General features: G+C 41.0%; 20 protein-coding genes. 9 read left to right on the top strand and 11 right to left on the bottom strand.

Features of this window, described 5'->3' with window-relative positions; translation table 11 throughout:
* Positions 1–147: RidA family protein (locus F0227_RS14375; RefSeq protein ID WP_171753911.1), on the top strand; the 147-nt coding region annotated here is incomplete at its 5' end.
* A gap of 311 nt (positions 148–458) precedes the next feature.
* On the opposite strand, the gene F0227_RS14370 is transcribed toward F0227_RS14375, so the two are convergent.
* From F0227_RS14370 to kdgR, 6 genes are all read right to left on the bottom strand, one after another.
* Positions 459–1,232, bottom strand: coding sequence for an IclR family transcriptional regulator (locus F0227_RS14370; protein ID WP_171753910.1), 774 nt, complete (start codon positions 1,230–1,232; stop codon positions 459–461).
* A 117-nt stretch (positions 1,233–1,349) separates the two neighbouring features.
* On the bottom strand, positions 1,350–2,657 hold the full coding sequence (locus F0227_RS14365) for a TRAP transporter large permease (protein ID WP_171753909.1): 1,308 nt from the start codon (positions 2,655–2,657) through the stop codon (positions 1,350–1,352).
* A complete protein-coding gene (locus F0227_RS14360) occupies positions 2,657–3,187 on the bottom strand; it encodes a TRAP transporter small permease (RefSeq protein WP_171753908.1) in 531 nt (176 codons plus the stop codon). Before F0227_RS14360 ends, F0227_RS14365 begins: the two co-directional genes overlap by 1 nt.
* Before the next feature lie 57 nt (positions 3,188–3,244).
* Positions 3,245–4,234: a TRAP transporter substrate-binding protein gene (locus F0227_RS14355; RefSeq protein ID WP_171753907.1), complete on the bottom strand. Its 990-nt coding sequence runs from the start codon at positions 4,232–4,234 to the stop codon at positions 3,245–3,247.
* A gap of 35 nt (positions 4,235–4,269) precedes the next feature.
* Positions 4,270–5,109: a 5-dehydro-4-deoxy-D-glucuronate isomerase gene (gene kduI / locus F0227_RS14350; protein WP_171753906.1), complete on the bottom strand. Its 840-nt coding sequence runs from the start codon at positions 5,107–5,109 to the stop codon at positions 4,270–4,272.
* 270 nt (positions 5,110–5,379) lie between these two features.
* The gene (gene kdgR, locus F0227_RS14345; RefSeq protein WP_171753905.1) at positions 5,380–6,162 is read right to left on the bottom strand and encodes a DNA-binding transcriptional regulator KdgR; all 783 of its coding nucleotides are present in this window, start codon (positions 6,160–6,162) and stop codon (positions 5,380–5,382) included.
* A gap of 226 nt (positions 6,163–6,388) precedes the next feature.
* Between kdgR and kduD the strand changes: the two genes are divergently transcribed.
* From kduD to F0227_RS14320, 5 genes are read left to right on the top strand one after another with little or no spacing between them, the layout of a single operon-like run.
* Positions 6,389–7,150 (top strand): 2-dehydro-3-deoxy-D-gluconate 5-dehydrogenase KduD, encoded by a 762-nt coding sequence (gene kduD, locus F0227_RS14340; protein ID WP_171753904.1) that lies wholly within the window; start codon positions 6,389–6,391, stop codon positions 7,148–7,150.
* 21 nt (positions 7,151–7,171) lie between these two features.
* Entirely contained in the window at positions 7,172–7,693 is a 522-nt protein-coding gene (locus F0227_RS14335) for a YgjV family protein (RefSeq protein WP_171753903.1), read from the top strand.
* Positions 7,694–7,741: 48 nt separating this feature from the next.
* Entirely contained in the window at positions 7,742–8,668 is a 927-nt protein-coding gene (locus tag F0227_RS14330) for a sugar kinase (RefSeq protein WP_171753902.1), read from the top strand.
* 11 nt (positions 8,669–8,679) lie between these two features.
* Positions 8,680–9,312 carry a bifunctional 4-hydroxy-2-oxoglutarate aldolase/2-dehydro-3-deoxy-phosphogluconate aldolase gene (locus F0227_RS14325; RefSeq protein ID WP_171753901.1) on the top strand — a complete coding sequence of 211 codons (633 nt, stop codon included), beginning with the start codon at positions 8,680–8,682 and terminating at the stop codon, positions 9,310–9,312.
* Positions 9,313–9,314: 2 nt separating this feature from the next.
* Positions 9,315–9,779, top strand: coding sequence for a YhcH/YjgK/YiaL family protein (locus F0227_RS14320; RefSeq protein ID WP_171753900.1), 465 nt, complete (start codon positions 9,315–9,317; stop codon positions 9,777–9,779).
* A 64-nt stretch (positions 9,780–9,843) separates the two neighbouring features.
* On the opposite strand, the gene F0227_RS14315 is transcribed toward F0227_RS14320, so the two are convergent.
* From F0227_RS14315 to F0227_RS14300, 4 genes are all read right to left on the bottom strand, one after another.
* Positions 9,844–10,260, bottom strand: a complete 417-nt coding sequence (locus F0227_RS14315) for a GNAT family N-acetyltransferase (protein ID WP_171753899.1) — start codon at positions 10,258–10,260, stop codon at positions 9,844–9,846.
* 288 nt (positions 10,261–10,548) lie between these two features.
* Positions 10,549–11,925 (bottom strand): 4Fe-4S binding protein, encoded by a 1,377-nt coding sequence (locus F0227_RS14310; RefSeq protein ID WP_171753898.1) that lies wholly within the window; start codon positions 11,923–11,925, stop codon positions 10,549–10,551.
* A 313-nt stretch (positions 11,926–12,238) separates the two neighbouring features.
* Positions 12,239–13,567, bottom strand: coding sequence for an ATP-binding protein (locus F0227_RS14305; RefSeq protein WP_171753897.1), 1,329 nt, complete (start codon positions 13,565–13,567; stop codon positions 12,239–12,241).
* The gene (locus tag F0227_RS14300) at positions 13,557–14,216 is read right to left on the bottom strand and encodes a response regulator transcription factor (protein WP_171753896.1); all 660 of its coding nucleotides are present in this window, start codon (positions 14,214–14,216) and stop codon (positions 13,557–13,559) included. The genes F0227_RS14305 and F0227_RS14300 overlap by 11 nt, the downstream gene beginning before the upstream one ends.
* A 291-nt stretch (positions 14,217–14,507) precedes the next feature.
* Here F0227_RS14300 and nifJ point away from each other — a divergent pair, with 291 nt between their 5' ends.
* Together nifJ and F0227_RS14290 are read left to right on the top strand one after the other, a co-directional pair.
* The gene (gene nifJ / locus F0227_RS14295) at positions 14,508–18,086 is read left to right on the top strand and encodes a pyruvate:ferredoxin (flavodoxin) oxidoreductase (protein WP_253822108.1); all 3,579 of its coding nucleotides are present in this window, start codon (positions 14,508–14,510) and stop codon (positions 18,084–18,086) included.
* A 34-nt stretch (positions 18,087–18,120) separates the two neighbouring features.
* Positions 18,121–18,621 carry a flavodoxin gene (locus F0227_RS14290; RefSeq protein WP_171753895.1) on the top strand — a complete coding sequence of 167 codons (501 nt, stop codon included), beginning with the start codon at positions 18,121–18,123 and terminating at the stop codon, positions 18,619–18,621.
* A 109-nt stretch (positions 18,622–18,730) separates the two neighbouring features.
* On the opposite strand, the gene F0227_RS14285 is transcribed toward F0227_RS14290, so the two are convergent.
* The gene (locus F0227_RS14285) at positions 18,731–19,297 is read right to left on the bottom strand and encodes a hypothetical protein (protein ID WP_253822107.1); all 567 of its coding nucleotides are present in this window, start codon (positions 19,295–19,297) and stop codon (positions 18,731–18,733) included.
* 253 nt (positions 19,298–19,550) lie between these two features.
* Between F0227_RS14285 and F0227_RS14280 the strand changes: the two genes are divergently transcribed.
* Complete coding sequence (locus F0227_RS14280; RefSeq protein WP_171753894.1) at positions 19,551–21,230, top strand: RluA family pseudouridine synthase; 1,680 nt, start codon at positions 19,551–19,553, stop codon at positions 21,228–21,230.
* Positions 21,231–21,272: the final 42 nt, after the last annotated feature.

Here is a 21,272-nt window from a genome sequence, read left to right as displayed (position 1 = left end):
GATGCAGTAAACGAAGTGTACACAACCTTCTTCAAAGGTGACCTTCCAGCAAGAACCGTTGTCGGTGTTTCTGAAGTATCTATGGGTGCGCTAGTACAAATTGACGCCGTGGTTTCTAACGGTGAAGGTACGCCTCCACAAGCATAATCGTTATTTGCTTACGCACAATTAAAAATAGCCAGTTACTTTTATGCAAAGTAACTGGCTATAATAATCTCACTGTTTAATTTTGCATAATTCCCATTAACCATTCACTAATAAACGGTCACGGTTTACTGAATAATAGAAATTCAAACTTATCTTATCTTATCTTATCTTATCTTGTTAATTTTATGTTCTAGCATTGTTAACCAACAATGAATTTCAACCAGAAAATAATATACTCATCAATTTATAATAACTATTAAAACTACGACTTAATATCATTCTTGTATATTATTTGTCAGTTATTATTATTTTTAATTGTAACTTAAGTTCTGATTGAGCTTATCAACAACTTTAAGCAACTCTTTACGCGTATTTTCTATATCTTCAATATGATGATGTACAGTTCGAGAGTCTAATGTCATAAATGGAATAGTTATCACGGCCATAATATCACCTAATACACCGATTATAGGTGCGCTAATATTTGTGACCCCTGATATCTGTGGACTCTCACCCACAAAATACCCTTTCTCACGTGTTGACTCAACAAAGCTTAACGCATGTTCCATCTCTTCTTCAGTTGCGTCAGATCGAGCCAGTATATCTTGTCGCTCTTTCTCCGAATGATAGCTCAGCAACACCACGCCAGATCCTGATGAACAGATATCAAGTTTAGAGCCTAAACGTAGACTAAACCCCATTTTGTAAGGGCTCTCTTGGCGAGAGATAACAATAAGCTCACCATTTTGATAACGACTTAAATGACAGGATTGATTCACCTTATGGCACAGTAGTTCCATAAGAGGAGAAGCATGTTTAAGTAACTGTGCTATTGGTGGATGCTGATTAGATAAGGCAAACATTTTTAAAGACAAAGAGTAACATGAGGTCTCAGTATCAAATTCAATATACTGTTTATCGGCCAGTACAGATAGCATCCGAAAAATTTCGTTAATACTTCTATCGAGTTTTTCCGCAATCTGCTTCTTGGTCAGAGGTTCTTCTTCTGCCGCCAGCAACTCCAAAATATCCAAGCCCTTCTCTAATGCTGGCGCTCTATATTCTGTTTTTTTTGAATTATCCATTGAACCTCTAGTTATCAGCGATGAACACTCTATTAGGCAGATTTAACAAGGTTTGTTCTCTCTAATAGAAACTCAGTGCCATATTTTGAGCAATATCGCACTGAATGTCACGTTCAACTACTTAATTAGTCCCATCATTTCAGGAATAGTCATAGAAACTGCAGGAATATAAGTCACTAGCATAAGAACCAAGAATATCACTAAGAAGAAAGGTAATAGCGTTTTTACAACACTGTCTATACTAATTCCACTTACCTTGCAGCCAGTGAACAATATCGGTCCCACAGGAGGCGTTATCGTCCCTAAAGACAAGTTAAATACCAATAAAATACCGAACTGCACAGGATCCATTCCCAAGTCCATGCAAATTGGCAGAAATATTGGTGTAAATATCAACACCGCTGGCGTTGGGTCCATAAACGTACCAATAAACAACAAGACAACATTAATGATCAATAAAATGATTATTGGGTTGTCCGTGAGCGATAGTAACCCTTCCGCTATCATGCTTGGAATCTGAGTAAATGCCATAACCCATGACATGATGGACGAAGTACCTAGCATAAAAATGACAATCGCCGACATTTTTGCAGTACTAAGAAATATGTCAGGTAGCGTTCGGAAGTCGAGCGAGCGGTAACATAAACTTAAAAATAGAGCATAAACGACTGCAATTGCAGATGCTTCAGTGGCGGTAAATACCCCTCCCAAAATACCACCAATTACGATAACAATAAGTGATAAGCTAGGCACTGCATCCACAGTCACTTTAATACAGTCCGCTAGTGTCATTGAGTGCTTTGCAATATAGCCACGACGTTTCGCCATGAATCCAGCGACCATCATCACACCTATCCCCCAAAGGATTCCTGGTACATAGCCTCCCATAAACAGAGCAGAAACAGAAACACTACCGGCCACTGTCGCATACACAATTAAGGTGTTGCTAGGTGGGATCAACATTCCTGTTGGCGCTGATGCTATATTCACCGCAGTACTAAATGCAGGGTCATAACCTTCTTTTTTCTGAATAGGTGACATTATGCCGCCAACCGCCGCCGCCGATGCAACACCAGAACCGCTAATTGAACCAAATAACATATTTGATACAACGTTAGTTTGTGCCAATGAACCGGGAAAGAAGCCACTTATTATTTTTGAGAAATTAATAAGTCTAATTGCTATACCACCATTGTTCATGATGTTTCCCGCCAAAATGAAGAACGGAATAGCGAGTAGCGCAAAAGAATCTAAGCCGACAAACATACGTTGTGCTGACGTGACCATCGCTCCTTGAGGAGGCAATATTGCCAGCATGGCAGCAAATGACGAAACACCAACACTGATACTTATTGGCGCACCAATGATGAGTAAGAAAAGTGTACCGCTAAACATAATGAGTGCGGCCATTAATGCGAGATCCATTACATCGCTCTCTTATCGGTTAGTTGATTTAAACGGCGAATCAAATTCAACTCGTTATAAAGAAAATAGAACACCATGATTCCCCCGCTAATAGGAATGGCGGCGTATATCACGCCCATTGGGATTTGTAGCGCAGAGTCTAACTGCCACATCTGACGAACTGCACTGCTATACCCCCCAATAATCATGATTGATATGGCAAACATAACGGTAACAAGCTCAATAAACATATCCACTAGTACCTTAGTTTTTTCGGCAAACTTGTCTTTGATAAAGCTGATAGCCATGTGTTCTCTTAGACCAAAAACATAAGCACTTCCAAATAAAATAAGCCATATAAAAAGGTATCGAGAAAGCACTTCACTAATAGCGCTAGGGCTATTAAACAAGTAACGAGCAACTACCTGATATGTGACTAAAGCTGTCATGGCACCAACAATTAAAATGCATACGGTAGAAATCAATTTATCAACTAATAACTTAAAGCGATTCACTTTCTCAAAAAAAGTAGAGGCTGGATTATTTGACATAAAACTATTAAACCTTAAAGGGGCTGGGCGTAAACTGCCCAGCCAGATTATTAACACTTATTGCAACGAAGTAATCTTATTAAACAGCGCTTTTTGAGCCGATGTTTCTATCAAGTTATCTTGAAGTTTCTTACAACTTTGCATGAATGGTGAAATGTCGACGGTAGTAAATGTCGCGCCTTTATCTTGAGCGGTTTTCTTCGCGCTCTCAATTCGGTCGTTCCAAATTTTGAACTCGGTAGGTGTGCTCTCTTTAGCCAATTTCTTAATGATTTTCTGATCAGCATCAGACATTCCAGATAGGAAATCACTGCTAATGACTAATAAGTCAGGAACCATTAAGTGACGAGTAGATGAGAAGAAGGGAGCCACTTCATACTGCTTAAGATCAGCATAAGTAATTTCATTATTTTCTGCGCCATCAAGTACACCTTGTTGAACAGCGGTATACACTTCACCTTGACTCATTGGTACACCTACGCCGCCCATACAATCAAGCATCTTAATCATAGTGTCAGACTGCATAACACGAATTTTTTTACCTTTCATATCTGCAACTGATTTTACCGGAGCATCTTTGGTATACATACTTCTTGCGCCAGCGGTATAGGCAGTTAAAACTTCAAAACCAAATTTTTCTGTTGACGAAAATAACTGATCCAATTCACCAGATGTAAATACTTTTTCTTGATGTTCAGGGCCTGTGTAGATGTAAGGCAAGCCAATAACCCTAAAGGTTTTGTCATAGTTTTCAACAAGCGGGTTGGCGACCATTGCTAATTGAATAGCACCGTTTTGGACAAGTTCTAATGCTGCACGCTGATCCCCCAGCATTTCATTAGGATAGATTTTCAGTTCATAGCGTCCATCGGTTTCCGCCATTAACTTTTTACCAAAATCTTGTAATGCCAAAAACTGAGGATGGTTCTTAGATTGGTTAAACGCTGTTTTTAACTCTGTCGCTGCTGAAGCAATAGAAGAGAAACTAACTGTGCTTCCGATTGCAATTGCCAATGTAGCTAGTTTTAGTGCTTTACTCTTAAACATGTGCTGTCTCCATAAATATTGGTATAAATTGATAATTAACAAATAGAGTCCATATCAACGAAATCCATATCATCAAAGGTTTGGTTTTCGCCTAACATACCCCAAACAAAACTATAATTTTGAGTCCCACATCCAGAATGGATAGACCAACTGGGTGATAGTACGAGTTGCTTATTACGAACAATTAAGTGACGCGTCTCTTGAGGTTGTCCCATAAAATGGGTAACGAACTGAGACGGTTTGATATTGAAATAGAGGTAAGCCTCCATTCTTCTTTCATGGGTATGAGCTGGCATGGTATTCCATACACTACCCGGTTTCAGATGAGTTGCCCCCATACACAATTGACATGTTGGTAGAACATCAGGATGCAAGTACTGGTTAATTACCCGAGCATTGGCATTTTCTTGATTGCCCAGCTCTACCTGTTTTGCTTGATCTCGTGTAATGAGTCTTGAAGGGTATTTATGATGAGCCGGAGCACTCAAGCAGTACAGTGTTGCGGCTTCTCCCTTTTGCAAAGAAACAAATTCAATATCTTGTTCTTCTTTGCCTAAGTAGACCGCATCTAGATGCTCAAGAACGTAACTCTGTCCTTTACAGCGAACTTCAGCTTTACACCCAAGGTTAATGACGCCCATCTCTCTTCTTTGTAAAAAGAAATCAGTGCCAAATGATTTTTTATCGATAAAGTCATCCAGTTTTAGTGGCTGCTCAACTGGGCTAGCACCAATAGCGACAATTCTGTCGATATGGCTGTAAACAACACCAATACTCTCTGCGGGAAAAAGAGACTCATTGAGAAACTCAGACCTTAGTCGTTCCGTGTCATATTGTTTGGCATCAACAGGGTTGCTGTTGTAATTGATAAACATGTAAACCTCCTAGAATTTGATCTCTAGATTACACCCCATTCATATATAATCAATATCGATCATATATGAATTATCTATTTTTGTGATCGGCGATTTACTTTTTTAAAACTGCGTTTCATTTTTATAATTTTGAAAAGGTAATTTTATGCAACTCCATTCCATTACATGAATTCCACCTTCAACATCACTGAATGACAGACAAAAAAAAGCCTGTCTACACGACAGGCCCTTCTACAACTCACAAATTTTGTTGCTTAAACAAAGATCTTTTTATGCTGGATATTCATAAAAACCCAGTTTCTCAGAAATATTTCGCCCCGCGTCCTGTAGCAAACCGATGTAGTACGATTTTCTTTTTTCATCAAAGCGAATGGTAGGAAACGATATAGAAACGCCGTAAATAATATTACCGAAGCGGTCATAAACAGGGGCTGCTATGCAGTAGAGTCCCGGTTCCTGTTCTTCATTATCTTCAGCATAATGATGCGTTCTTGCGACATGGACCTCTGAAAGCAACTGATCGATATTTTCTAATGTTCTATCGGTGCTCTTTTTAAATTCGACATCCTTCATAACTTGGCGCACAAAGTCATCACTATGTCCCGATAACAATACTTTACCGATTGCAGTTGTATATATAGGGTTTCGCCTGCCGACCTTAGAGTGCATTCTGAGGTTATAGCTTGAATCAATTTTATGAATGTAAATAATTGAGCTGTCATCAAGCGTTCCTAGGTGAACCGTCTCATTGGTCTGCTCAGAAATAACACGCATCTCTTTTTCTGCAAGAGATATGACGTCAACATACTCAAGAGATTTCGCCCCAAGTTCGAACATCTTCAAAGTCAAAGAGTACTTATCCGCTTCTCCCTCTTGTGCTACATAGCCCTGCATCTTCATCGTTTGCAAAAAGCGGTATGTTGTCGCTTTAGAAGTGAGCAATCTTTGTGATAGTTCAGAAACACCAATCTCTTTCTGCTCCCCTAGAGCTTCTAAAATATTAAATACTTTAAGGACAGATGAGACCGCTTCTGGCTGGGTTGATTTTGTCATTACATAACTCTTAGTAAAGCCTAATAGCTGCATTATAACCAATCAACTAATATCCACCAGCAATTTAAAATACCATTTCAAAAATCCCTTCTTCTTTCATCTTAAAAATACACGTCCCAATATAAATTTTTAAAACATCATTTCATTTTTATATTGATCATGGTTTATTTTTGCTGTTATGATTTGCCAACACCAAATACCACGAACATAGCAACGGGGAAGTACAATGAAACACAATTCATTTAATTTGGAAGGGAAAACAGCAATCGTTACAGGATGCGATACAGGCTTAGGCCAAGGTATGGCTTTGGGGCTAGCTCAAGCTGGTTGTAATATCGTTGGCGTCAATATCGTAGAACCTTCTGAAACTATTGAAAAAATAGACGCCATTGGCGGCCAATTTCTTGATATACGCGCAAACTTAATGAAGCTCGACGATATCCCCTCCATTATTGACCAAGCCGTTAGTCAGTTTGGTCGCATTGATATCTTAGTGAACAATGCCGGCATCATAAGAAGAGAAGATGCCATCGAATTCTCAGAGCAAGACTGGGATGATGTGATGAATATCAATATCAAATCAGTATTCTTTATGTCTCAAGCCGTAGCAAAACAGTTTATCGCTCAGAATGAGGGTGGCAAGATCATAAACATTGCTTCAATGCTGTCATTCCAAGGTGGTATCCGAGTTCCTTCCTATACTGCATCTAAAAGTGCCGTCACAGGTGTGACACGCTTAATGGCTAATGAATGGGCGAAACACGGCATTAACGTAAACGCAATTGCTCCAGGCTATATGGCAACAAACAACACTGCGGCACTACGAGCGGATGCTGCCCGAAATCAAGCGATTCTTGAACGTATCCCAGCAGAGCGTTGGGGAACACCAGAAGATCTTGCCGGCCCTATAGTATTCCTCTCTTCAGAAGCGTCAGACTATATTAATGGCTATACCATTGCAGTCGATGGCGGCTGGTTAGCCCGATAACAATACTAAGCATACATGCACATGAATAATATTGAGTTTTGGGCACAACTGGTTGGGTTTGGCAGTTTCATACTCGGTTTACTGGCCTTTTATCAAAAAAACGACCGCAACTTAAAAAAGATAATGCTGTTGTTTAACTTAAATCACATGTTGCATTTTGTTTTGCTCGGCTCCTCAGTATCTGCCCTATGCGCCGCTATTGCAGCCTTAAGAACAGGGACATCTATCTACACAGCCTCTAAAGCTATAGCCAGTTTCTACATGGTGATCGGCATAGCCATTGGAATTTATCTAGCTGAAAGCTGGTGGGCCATTTTTCCTATCATGGGCAGTGCTGTGGGCACATTCGCTATCTTTTTTCTAACAGGAATTAAAATGCGATGCTTTTTCCTTTTTGGCGCTGGATGCTGGTTAATTAACAATGTTGTTGTGGGGTCGTATGGAGGAGTGTTGTTAGAAGCGAGTTTAATTTTTATAAATAGCATCACCATATTTCGACTCGCTACGGCTAAATTGCCACAACTGACTCGTGAACCAACTTAAATTCGACAACCGTGAAGCCTTAACATTACAACACGCAGGAACAGAACTATGTGCCTCATCAATATCGCCATAATTGGCGAATGCATGATTGAACTTAAACGAGTAAATGGTCGACTAGAGCAAGGTTTTGGTGGTGATACATTAAATACCGCTATATACCTATCGCGTCTTACGTACGGTAGTCATGTAAAAACCACCTACGTAACTGGACTTGGGATAGATCCATTCAGTACTGATATGTTGCAAGCGTGGCAACAAGAACACCTTAATACAGATATGGTCTATCAATTGAATGACAAGCTCCCTGGCATGTATGCGATTGAAACATCAGAGAATGGAGAGCGCAGCTTTTACTACTGGCGTAATGACTCTGCGGCAAAACACTGGTTAAAAGAGCAAAACGAGAGCGAGCTATTAAGCAAGCTTAGCCAACATCAGATAATCTATTTAAGCGGTATAAGCTTGGCAGTATTACCCATTGAAGACCGAGCCAAACTGCTTAATCTACTTTGTCAGTGCAAAAAACTTGGAAGCGTTATCTATTTCGACAATAACTTTCGTCCGGCTCTTTGGCAAAGCACCACCGAAGCCCGCTACTGGTATAGCGAAATTCTTAAACTGACCGACACGGCATTTCTTACTTACGATGACGAAGTTATGTTATGGCAAGATCAAAATGAATCAGACACTGTCACCAGAAGCCAATCATTCGGCGTTAGAGAAATAGTGATAAAACGAGGGAAAGACGAGTGTTATGTCATCTCTGACAATAGCCAGTTAAGTGTCTCCCCTCGCCACGTAGAGACCGTTGTAGATACCACCGCCGCAGGAGACTCGTTTAGTGCTGGCTATATAGCCAAAAGAGTACTCGGCGCATCAAGTGAGCAAGCCGCTCAATATGCTCACACACTCGCAGGGGAAGTTATCCAGCACCACGGTGCCGTAATCCCTTTGTCATCAATGCCCAACTGCTAAGGAAATCATAAATGAAACACCTCAAACAACAACTGCAAGATCTAAAAATTGTACCTGTGATTGCGATAAAAGACGCCTCTAAAGCGGCCATGCTGGCAAAAGTATTAGTTGAAAACGGCTTACCCTGCGCTGAAGTCACATTTCGTACCGAGCAAGCGTTTCAGGCTATTGTCAATATGCGAGAAGCCTACCCCGATATGCTTGTAGGGGCTGGGACGGTATTGAACAAACTTCATGTTAACCAAGCGATTATGGCAGGTGTTGATTTCGTTGTGAGTCCGGGACTCAACCCAACAACTGTCGCTTACTGTCAGCAAAAGAATATGCGGATTATACCGGGTGTTAATAACCCAAGTCAGGTTGAACAAGCGATGGAACTGGGCCTTGATACGGTTAAGTTTTTCCCCGCTGAAGCGTCTGGTGGAACAAGTATGCTTAAAGCACTAAGCGCAGTTTACCCGGTTAGTGTCATGCCTACCGGCGGTATAAGCCCCGACAATGTTCGTGATTACTTAGCACTGCCTTCCGTGATTGCTTGTGGCGGAACATGGATGGTGCCCAATGCATTAATCGAAGAAGAACGTTGGGATGAACTTGCAACTCTTGTTTCTCAAGTCGCCACCATCATCGGCAATAAAGGTTAATAATGTTAGCAGGAAATACAAACCAGCCAGAATTAGTCCGTTATATCGACAGTCGTTTGCTGCTATGGATTAATCAAGCCCTCGCAATTGCGGATAATCACCACGAAGGCGAATATCCACTCTCTGACCAAGGGGTATTTGCTGTGATTGTCAATACAAGCACAGAACAACAAGCTGACAGAAAAGCAGAAGCACATAAGTACTATGTCGACGTACAAATACTGCTAAAAGGTTCAGAAAAAATAGGCTATTCCCACTTACTGCCTAATGATTTAAAGCAGCTTGAAACTTACCCTGACGACGTTCAGTTCATCGACAATGTGGAGAATGAAAACTACATCATATTGCAAGAAAATGACTATGCCGTGTTCTATCCAGACGAAATACATCGACCTCTTTGCGCGGTAACTCAACCAAGCAAGGTGCGAAAAGCCATTATAAAAATTCCGGTCACCTTGTTTAATTAATCTATTAGCAGTGACTATAGCAACCCTCGCCTGTAGTCGCTGCACCTTTTAGGTTAAACTGAATTTAAAGGTGTTTTAAATAGAAAATTTTGTCGATACCTTTATCCAGATAATCTTCATAGCGGCCTATCTCCTTAAAACCTTGAGATTGATAAAATAGTGGCGCTTGAAAGGAATAGGTGTTCACAGCAATATTTTTAATGTTTCTCGTTCTGCACTCCTGTTCAACCCGATGCATGAGCTCCCCTCCAACACCTTTGTTTCTCAACGTTTCTGACAGCCACAAATACTTAATTTGCACTGATGTTAAATAGATAGCCCCCGTTAGCCCTCCGACAATATTTCCTGTTTTGTCACGGACAAAAATAGCAAATGAGTTATCTTCTATTTGAGGGATGTTTTTATGATTGAATTCACTTAAACCATCATAAATACACGCAATTTCCTCATTCTTTGGTGAATGAGTCACACTGATATCCATTTAAGTTTCCTTGTATTGCTAGGGTCTGTTGACCTTTTCCGTATATATTTGCCGCTTTTTGTTGGTACTTTATACAAGGCAGCGTCTGTGCCGTGTAGTCAACGACACAATCAGGCGATAACGCAGTAGAAAATGCCAACAAATGTTGCCCGAAGGGTTCATCTTAGTGATGAAAATTACTCGACTAAATGCCGAAACTAACTGCCCCCATTTAAAAAAGCAAAAAGAGAAGTAACTATACCTCTCTTTTATTAACTCTATGATTCATTTTCTAAGTGAATAAACAAATCAAATTAAAGCAAACCAGTTAGCAACGACCAACAGTGCACTTAAACCAACAATGGTAGGGGCAAGATAATATACACACTTCCCTCTGCTACTTTTTAGTTTATCAACAATGACTATTTTAGTGGTATATAAGGATGCAACCATACCAATCGCGACGATCACCATAGTCACAACGCCTTGCACTGTATCCGTAAAGAGTACATTGGCCGGCATAGCTAAAACACCACTTTCTAATAACTTAGCTGTTTGTACTCCAATTGGATCGGTCACAACATTTTTGCCATAACCAATATAGTGGTTTACAACATCCAGCATTTTACTCAAATGCATGCTGAATATAAGCGGTAACAAAGTCGGTGCTGTTTTTTTCGCTATCGATAGTAGCCCTTTTTTACCAGTCACAAGGCTGACAAAGTACGACGTAGTAAAAATAAATAGCGCAGGTAAAGAGAGGTTTATCCAGAAACCTTCCATCCAATTATAGCCAAATATTAGCTCTGGAATCCCCAGCCCTTTTAACCAATTTGGTACGGCCGTAATTAGATGGTCAAAGAACAGCCATGATTCTCCAAATTCAGCAATCATGATGCCAAAAAGTATCGTGATTAGCGCTAAGCCACCATTATTTTCTACCTTTTTTAGGCCGTGTTTGAAAGGTGATTGTAGCTTGAGTTCAATATTCGTCTTTGGACACTCTTCGACACATTTAAAACACATAATACAAGTATCTTTAAACGCAGGCTGAACCATACACAATTTCGCAGGGCAGCTTTGATAACACTCTTTTGTGGTGCATGACTTACAGATATCTCGCTCAATGGGTGACAACTCCACTGTACCTACTTTGGAATAAGTTCCGATAAACCCGTTTAATGGACAGAACGAATTACAAAATGCATTCTTCTCAAAAACGAGCCCAACAACAACGGCCAAACCAAGCAAACTTAATAAATATAAGCTGGTGAATACGCTATATTTATCCACACTGTATGAAATAATAATGGTGTGTAACAAAAACAAACCGATCGCGATAAATATGCCATTTTGCCGAACGACTTTAGGAACTTTTATATTAAAGCCAAACTTATCAACCATTTGATTTATAAATCGTATCGGACAAATTGAACACCATAAACGAGAGTTCAATAACGCAATCAAAACAATGCCCGGCCACCATACGCACCAAACCCAAAATGAGGTAATGTTGCTGTAGCTGATAGCACCTTCTCCCGCACCAAAAAATCCGGCAATAGAGAGTGTGACAAAGGCGGCTAAACCAATTAAATGTACCCAACCAAATATTGGCGTGTTATTCACCAAAAAGGTCAGAATTCTTCTCTTTCCAGAACCACTATCGTTGCTAGTCGAATGCTGCATAACAGAAAACCCTTACTTAATTATTTTAAAAGCACGGTAACGATATTTTGCATACGCCTATATCGTTACAAGTGAAGTAAAATAAGAATAACTAGGGCTGAATGAATTATTGATGAATACAATCCTCATCAATAATTCAAAATATTCGCTATGATCTGGCATTTTGTTTTGAGCATGTATTGGTAAGGCAACGAAGTAAATCATACTAATTCGGGCAATAAAAAACGGATAATGCTGATGCACTATCCGTCATATTCGCTTAATTATTTTTGGCCGTATTTGTAAGGCTATTGATTTACCTTCACTGAAACTATTATTTAGCAATACTCAACATCAAAATCGCTTTTAGGCCACCTATACTGCTTTTTTCAAAACACAACTTTCCTCGATAGCTCCTTGCAATTTCGGCAACAATATTAAGTCCTAACCCTGATCCCGGAGCAGATTCATCTAGCCTAAAACCGCGTTGAGTAATTTTCTCAAGCTGTTCTTTATCTATTCCTACACCATCATCTTCGACAAATATAGTGACTCTCTCTCCCTCTTGAACGCTGTAAACTCGTATTAAACTTTTTGACCATTTATAGGCGTTTTCAATAAGGTTACCCAGCATTTCATCTAAGTCATTTGGATCAACAGCAACTTCAATTTCTTGCGCCAGTTCATTTACCAAAAGCACGTTACGCGAAGAATATAACTTATCAAACGCTGCGGCAAAAGCATCTACCCGTTTACTGGGTGATGACTTTGCAGACAAAATACTCATCGCCCCTGCAACCCGAGTTCGGCTAAGATGATAGTCAATATGGTGCTGAACCTGTTTAATCGTATCAGATAGCTTATCCCTATCATCGTCAGTTAGTTCAGCGATCTGATTATTTAATATCGCTAACGGCGTTTTTAATGAGTGAGACAAATTTCCCGCATGATGCCTTGCTCTTTCAAGCAACTCAGTATAATGAAATAACATGGCATTTAAATCTGAGACTACAGGCTGAACTTCCATTGGGTAATTGCCATGCAAAGCCTGTTGTTTGCCTCCTTCCACTAATTTAAGCTCTGTTTGCAAATGGCTTAACGGACGTAAAGACCAACTTGCCTGTACCACAGTGAACAGCAGTACCCCAATAAATAACAACAACAATATCAACCACAAAATACTGGTTATATTCTTGATGCTCTCTTCCATTGGGCCTTCTTCAATACCAACCACTATGTTGTAAGCTGTCGACTCTCCTTTGAGCAATACTTGTTGCTCTAAAAAGTCCAGCTCTTCACCTTTTGCTCCGTATAACAGTCCCTTAGAGGTATCAATAGCAGTATCTACCAACGAATCTGATCTCAGTAACTGCCCATTTCCATAAACAATCCAGTATAAACCGCTGTAGGGTTTGCTATATCTCAGGTCGGTAGGATTCACAGACAATACTAGCTTCTCGTTCTTATCCACCACTAGCCCATTACTGATCTCATCCACCGCAAGCTGGAGCTGTTTCTGAAGTTCAACATGAAGATAATTTGAAACCAATGAAGGAATCACAATACCAGCTAATAGAATTAAGCTTCCCAGCCAAATACAGGCCGCTATAAAAAGACGCTTGCGTATACTGCTTTTTGTCAAAAAGCTCTGATTACTCCACATTCAATTTGTACCCAAAGCCTCTAACTGTATGAATAACATCAGAACTCATTTTCTTACGAATACGGCCAATGAACACCTCAATGGTGTTAGAATCTCGGTCGAAATCCTGCCGGTATATATGCTCTACCAACTCACTTCGTGAAATAACCTTGTCACTGTTGTACATAAAATAGGCCATTACTTTAAATTCCAAGGCCGTTAAATCAATCAGTTGCTCCCCCCAAATGATCTTGGATGTTTTTGTATCCAGTTTAAGATTACCAATTTGTAATATAGGTGATGCCTGACCCAATGAACGACGTAATAACGCTCTAACTCGAGCGGTCAGTTCTATCGTTTCAAACGGCTTGGTGAGATAGTCATCGGCACCAGCATTTAGCCCATCAACACGCTGAGTAAGCGTGTCCCTAGCGCTCAATATCAGCACTGGGGTATTAATACCCTCTTCGCGGATGCCTTTTAGTACGGTAAGCCCATCTAACTTAGGTAAACCGAGGTCGAGAATAATGACTTGCCACGTTTCAGATGTGGCGCGATATAAGGCATCAATTCCGTCCTGAGAAAGTTCAACAGTCCAGCCTGCACTCTCTAACGTAGCCATAATTTGCTGTGCTAATAAGGGTTCATCTTCAATAACAAGTATTTTCATTAATGTTGTACTCCTCAAAAAAACATTAAACCAATACAGCCCTGTAATTTAGTCATAGCGAGTTTTCACACATGAACTTTCCATTATCCGTTCCTGATAAAGTTGTCAAATTGTATCTATAGCCACATGAATAGAATGTGAAAATGGCAAGTAGATTCTGACTTTTTTATTCAGCAAATATTCAGCGTTGATACAACAAACTTAACGCCAATATCCCCTTAGTGAATTCATTATCGGGGCCGAAACAACCAAAGAAATACCAGAACTGCCGTTTCTTTTGAGGAGTCAGATATGGACAATATCGAAAAGGTCAACAGCCACACGGCCATAAAAAAAGAGAATCAAAACCATGTACAAATAATGGATGGTAATGCGGCAGCAGCATCTGTTGCTTATCGCTGTAATGATGTAATTGGTATCTATCCCATTACGCCGTCATCACCAATGGCAGAGATGTGTGAAGAGTGGAGCTGTGAAAAGCGACCGAATGTTAGAGGCATCACCCCTGAGATTTATGAAATGCAATCAGAGGCAGGGGCAGCAGGGCTTGTGCATGGTGCTCTAACCGCTGGCTCAATGGCGACATCTTTTACCTCGTCACAGGGTCTCCTTTTAATGTTACCCAACATGTATAAGATTGCAGGAGAGCTTACTCCTTTCGTACTGCATGTTGCTGCCCGGACCATCTCTACCCACGCTCTGTCTATATTTTGTGATCACTCAGACGTAATGGCAGCACGTCAAACAGGCTTTGCCACTCTCTGCGGCAACAGTGTTCAGCAAGCTCACGATTTTGCTTTAATTTCTCAATCTTCCACCTTAAAAAGTAGAGTGCCATTTCTGCATGTTTTTGATGGTTTCAGAACATCTCACGAATTAAATCATGTCAGCACAATCTCCGATGAAATCATCACTAGCATGATAGAGCGGCATGATATTGATGAGCACCATCAACGACGCCTAACCCCCAACGCGCCAAGCATTAGAGGTACTTCTCAAAATCCAGACTGTTATTTTCAAGCCAGAGAGGCGGTCAACCCATATTATGATCAATGCGCTGATATTGTCGCGCAAGAAATGAACAAATTTGGCCAGTTAACTGGCCGCCATTACCAACCATTTGAACTATACGGCGCTAGTGATGCTGAATCTCTTATGGTGATAATGGGCTCTGCTACAGGCGCTGTTCGTCAAGCCGTAGACAAACTTAATCATCAAGGAAAAAAGGTAGCGCTACTTTGCGTACACTTGTTTCGTCCTTTCTCAATCAAACACTGTCTTAGCGTTATTCCACAAACCGTCACCTCAGTAGCGGTATTAGATAGAACAAAAGAAGCAGGAGCAATAGGCGATCCCCTCTATCTTGATATTCTGTCAGCGGTACATCAAGGCTGGAACAAACAGCACAATACACCAGTACCTAAAATCGTAGGTGGACGATATGGCTTGGCGTCAAAAGAGTTTACTCCCTATCATGCAGAGACGCTCTTTCATCGTTTAGCAAACCAAACGCTATTTCACGGTTTTACCATCGGTATTACCGATGATGTCAGTCATCGTTCAATACCTATGGATCTATCCTTAAATGTTTATGACCATCAAGGAACAAGCGCTCTTTTCTATGGCATCGGTTCCGACGGAACAGTGGGTGCAAACAAAAACACCATTAAGATCATTGGTCACCATACTAACCTGTTCACTCAAGGCTACTTTGTATATGACTCCAAAAAATCCGGTGGTTTAACAACCTCTCATCTGCGATTTAGCGATACAGCTATAGATTCTCCATACTTAATTGATAAAGCGGACTTTATTGGCTGTCATCAATTTAGCTTACTTAACAATACCGATCTATTAGCTAACGCCAATCACGGCGCGACGGTTTTGTTTAACTCAAAATACGCCGCCAACGAACTTTGGCAAAAGCTAAAGCATCGTGATCAGATGTGTGTTCTTGATAAACAGTTAAAACTCTACACCATAGATGCAACAAATCTAGCCAATCAATGTGGGGTTCATGGCCGCATTAATAACATTATGCAACGGGCGTTCTTTTTACTAACAGACTTACTGGATGCTGACTCGGCTCTGCAACATCAAATAAATGCCGTTGTTACCACTTACGCAAGTAAAGGGAAAAAAATTGTCGACGCGAATCTCTCTGCAATTGAAAAAACTCAACAGGCTCTATTTTCAGTTACACCAGATGCCAACAGCATCAACCCGCAAATAACAACATCAACTGCTTCGCAGACGCCAGAATTTATTCGCAATATAACCAATGAGCTAATGAAGAGCAGAGGTCACTTACTGCCTGTTAGTGCGTTCTCTGCTGATGGTCGTTGGCCGACCAACACCAGCAAATGGGAGAAAAGAGACATTGCTGAATTTGTGCCTCAATGGGATGAAGAGAGCTGCACACAATGCAATATATGCAGTCTAGTCTGCCCTCACTCTGCAATTCGAACCAAAGTCGTAGATAGCAATACGCCAGTCGAGGATCTACCAGCTTCATTCAAAATCACCGACTACAAACTACGGGATTTTAAAGGACATAAATATACACTTCAGGTCTCCCCCGAAGATTGTACTGGGTGCCAGTTGTGCGTAGAGATGTGCCCAGTTAAGGCAGGAGAAACGAAGCAAAATAATGCACTTACTATGGTGACGAGATCATCTGTTTCCGCTCAGCAGAGCGAAAATTTCGACTATTTCACTAAACTGCCAGAAATATCGCCAATCGACATTAAACGAATCGATGCCAGAAGCAGTCAGCTGTTAGAACCATTATTTGAGTTTTCCGGAGCATGCTCTGGTTGCGGAGAAACGCCTTATATAAAACTGCTTACCCAGCTTTATGGCGATCATATGCTTATTGCTAACGCAACTGGATGCTCTTCCATTTATGGTGGAAACTTACCTACCACTCCGTACGCAAAAAATGCTCAAGGGCTAGGCCCTGCGTGGGCTAATTCATTGTTTGAAGACAACGCTGAATTTGGTTTCGGCATGAGACTGGCTTTGGACAGTGAGCAAAAACGGGCAGTTTCAATGCTAGACGAGGCCAAAGGCTTGATTCCCGCCACGCTACAGAGTGACTTAGTCCGTTTCGTATCTGATACCTCTATTAAAGGTATCAATCATCAGCGTAAAAATGTTGAACAGCTAAAAAGCATGCTACCACCACGACACCCACTTCACTCAGTCGCCGATGATTTAGTCGCTAAAAGTGTATGGATTATTGGTGGCGACGGCTGGGCATTTGATATTGGCTATGGCGGTCTAGACCACGTTTTATCGAGCGACAAAAACATAAATGTGATGGTTCTAAACAATCAAGTGTATGCCAACACTGGTGGACAGCAGTCAAAAGCGACACCTACCGCTGCCAGCGCAAAATTCGCCAGCAACGGCAAAAGCTTAGCAGGCAAAGACCTCGGTATTAGTACCTTAATCAATGGTAATGCTTATGTTGCCAGCATCGCCATGGGTGCCAACATGAACCAGACGTTACAAGCCATTCAAGAAGCGGAGGCGTATCCGGGACCATCGCTAATTATCGCCTATGCCTCATGCATTACTCACGGAATAGATATGGCTCAAGGTATGGTTCAACAAAAACAGCTAGTGGACACAGGATTATGGCCTCTCTATCGCTTTGATCCGCGACGAGCTGATAAGGGTAAAGCCGCTTTACGACTAGATTCTCGTCCTGCAAAACTGGCGGTGGAAGAAGTCACCTTAAAACAGAACCGATTCAAGCAGCTTATCTCATCCAACAATGAACTGTATGAGCACAACATCAACTCATTACAAAAACAAATTGATAGTAAACAGGCCCTGTTAAACCAGTTAGCCAGCTGTAAATAGATTTCACTTATTCATGATATTAAGAGGAAAGAATATGGAAAATGTCGCCGTTTTTTATGCCAGTGACTCTGGTTCAACCGAAAAAGTTGCCGCTCTCATTGCGCAGCAGTTCTCAACAGAAAGTCACGATATTGCCGACGCAGATATTGAAGAGTTAGAAGAATATGACCTAATCGTATTAGGAACACCCACGATCAACGATGGTGAGATTCAGTCTGACTGGGGTTACGTACTGCAGGAACTAGAAGATCTCAGCTTAAGCAACACCAAAGTCGCTGTCTTTGGCTTGGGAGACCAAATTGACTTCCCTGATACTTTTGTCGACGGAATGGCCGACTTAGCGAATGCTTGCAAAGATGCTGGTGCGACAATTATCGGCCGCTGGCCATCTTCAGGCTATCAATACTCCGAATCACGTGCAGAAGATCAAGGTGAGTTTATCGGCTTAGCAATAGATGTAGACCGGCAGGCAGATCTCACTCAAGAGCGAGTAATAAAATGGACAGAGCAGCTAAAAGGCGCATTAGCTGCTTAAATTTTCAATACCATTAATCAAGAAACTCAAAATAACCTTATTGCTCTAACGGTCAATGAGGTTATTTTGCCTTAAAAAACTGACAAGTAGGGTAAGCTTTTACTCAGTCCTAATCTCTGGTCCACGGGTAGATAGTTTCATCACTTTGATTTTGAAAAAAATGATAATTGAGCTGCATATAATCATCTTTCTTCAGAGTTGTGATATCCCACTGGTTCAGATTGAGGTTGAACTCAAAATCCGAGTTAACCAGTTGTAACTGTTCAAACTTCCGTTTGCCAATTCGATAAAGGGCAATGCTCGGTGTCTTACAATCAAACGTTACCGTTTCGCTAGGTTTACCGTTAACAGTAAGCTTAGCCTGATAAGGTGTATCAGAATCGCACGGCACCTCTTTTACGAAAGTAAACAGGAAGTTGGCATTATTTGTCGTATTCAAAAATATTGCTAACTGATGCTTCAGATCGACTTTGCGAAAAATCAGCTGTTTGGTGTGATTTTCACGCGCACTTTGCATCGCAGTATTATCTAAACGGACAAACTGATCATCAACCCAGAGCCACTGTAAACCCTGATCAGCGAACGTCAGTGCTCGATACGATTGAAATCCCAGATAACCGAACCCCACCAGAAAACTGGCGAACAATAGCAATAAACATTTAAATAATTTAGACATCAGTACATCTCAAACAATCTGCAATCACGTTCATCTTCATCGCATAAAAACAGTCGTTTCTACTCACATTAATTTGGCATAATGCAAAGGTAAGCACCACACTGTCAAGCACACAGTTATCAATGTAGACAAACCACCTCTTTGAGAGTGTTCTATATCTCCTTGCTTACTCCTTTGTTGCTCCTCTCATGGCAATCTGTAGAAAAACAGGTACAATCCGTGCTCAAATTTTTCCTATCATACGGCCTTTACTATGCACTCACCTCAACACTGCTTTACTCGCTTCAACGTTGCTATCGAAGGTTATGAATTACCAAAGGAATTTACATTTCCGTTCTACTATACTCCGCACCCTTTATGCGTATTAGCGGCGGAACAGTTACAGCAGCACTTAGAAACTCAAACCGATTTCGAACATGATTTTGGATTAGAGAGTAAAAAAACAGGCCGAGGAAAAATGTTTGGGGTGCTGTTGGTCGAGAATCTTCAAGGAGAAATCGGCTTTTTGAGTGCGTTTTCCGGAAAGATTGCAGAGCAAAACTTATTGGCTGGTTTTGTTCCACCGGTATTCGATATGTTGACGGAAAAAAGCTTTTTTCTTGAAGAGACGGATGCGATTAATAAAGCCTATACAGATTACAATACCCTTTCACAAGATCCAGAAATAGCCGAGCTAAGCGCTCAAATTGAAACGGAGCGCACGGCTTATGAAAAAGAAGAGCAATCACATCGCCAAATGATGATTATGAATCGCGCTATTCGTAAGCAGCAGCGCGAAGAAGGCAAAGAAACTCTTGCACCAGAACGATACCAAAATTTACTGGATGACTTAAGCAGACAAAGCGTGTCTGAGAAAATAACACTCAAAAACTTAAAACAGAGTTGGACTGACAAATCAGCCCTCAAAGAACAACGCTTAGCGGAACTTAGCGCACAATTAGCGGCACTTAAGCATAAGTACAAAGGCTTATCTAACGCCTTACAACATAAGCTGCATAAACAGTATCGTTTTTTAAATGGTCACGGCCAACTGCGCGATTTAATTGATATTTTTGCTCCAACAAGCAACCCTGTTCCACCAGCAGGTTCTGGCGAATGTGCGGCACCAAAGCTATTACAGTTTGCTTATAAGCACGGTTTTAAACCACTTGCTTTCGCTGAATTTTGGTGGGGAACTCCGCACAAATCTGAAGTTCGTCAGCATAAAAAATTCTACCCTTCGTGCAACAGCAAATGTAAGCCCATTTTAGAGCATATGCTGCAAGGTTTGAGTGTTGAATCTAATCCTCTGGAAAAGAACTGGGCAGAAGATAAAGAGTTAGAAATTGTATTTCAAGATGATGCGATGGTGGTGATTAATAAGCCATCAGGCTTATTATCTGTTCCGGGAAAAACGATCAAAGACTCTGCCTATACTCGTTTACAAACGTTGTTCTCAAACGTAGAAGGACCATTTGTCATTCACCGCCTAGATATGGTGACATCAGGGCTATTGGTATTCGCATTAACCAAACGAGCCAATAAAGATCTGCAAAAACAGTTTATTACCCGAAATGTACAGAAGCGCTATATCGCTCTTTTAGAAGGCGAACTGAATCAACCAGATGGAGATATAGCCTTACCATTGCGCGGAGACCCTAATGACCGTCCGCGTCAACTTGTCTGCAACGAGCATGGTAAACATGCTGAAACTCACTGGCAATTAATTGAAGTGAAAGAAGGTCGCAGTAAAGTATACATGTACCCAAAAACCGGTCGAACCCATCAACTTCGCGTCCACTGTGCACACCATTTAGGTTTGAATATGCCTATGGTGGGAGACAGTTTATATGGAGAAAAAGCCGATCGCTTGCACTTACATGCTGAACGACTAGAGCTGGATCATCCATACAGTAAGGAAAGAATGACATTTCAAGTGGACAGTGAGTTTTAGTGACCGTCTGAACATTGGATAAAATTTGTTTTGGGGCCTACA

It is taken from the genome of Vibrio sp. 99-8-1 (assembly GCF_013114595.1).
Taxonomy (GTDB): domain Bacteria; phylum Pseudomonadota; class Gammaproteobacteria; order Enterobacterales; family Vibrionaceae; genus Vibrio.
Note: the sequence above shows the minus strand (reverse complement) of the source record. Positions and strands in the feature narration are given on the sequence as shown.